Genomic DNA, 394 nt, shown 5'->3' on the forward strand with positions numbered 1-394 from the left:
GTGAATCACAGATCATCACAAACGGAAATCCCGAATCCGATTTACGGCGACGTGCTTTAGAACGCGCCGTCTTGATGATGTAGGGCACGCCGTCCAGTCCAGGGCGAACTTGCGCGAAAAGAAGCGGCAAGCCGGCCTCTATGTCGGCATCGCCTAGCACCGTCACCGAAACAGCACCCTCGCCTCGCGCAAGCTCTTTCGCCTTGGAGCGAGCCACCTTGTCGGCTTCTGCCGGCGAGGAAAAGGCATCGGGAATGCGGTAAACGCTGTCGCCATCCGCATCCGCGTCGGCCTCTAATACCAATCGTCACTGAGTGTGACTCTCGGGCTTCCCAAAAGCCGACGAATCTGAATCGATGGCGCAAACAGGAGGTTTGCGATGGGTTCGGCGCTT

The 394-nt window shown here is 58.1% G+C and carries 1 pseudogene; it reads right to left on the minus strand.

The features are described 5' to 3' along the window. Positions 1 to 217, minus strand: a pseudogene (locus ACPYOP_RS33015) (hypothetical protein); the annotation flags it as partial. Positions 218 to 394 lie beyond the last annotated feature (177 nt).

The sequence above is a fragment of the Rhizobium sp. KNZ2-6A genome (assembly GCF_056755475.1).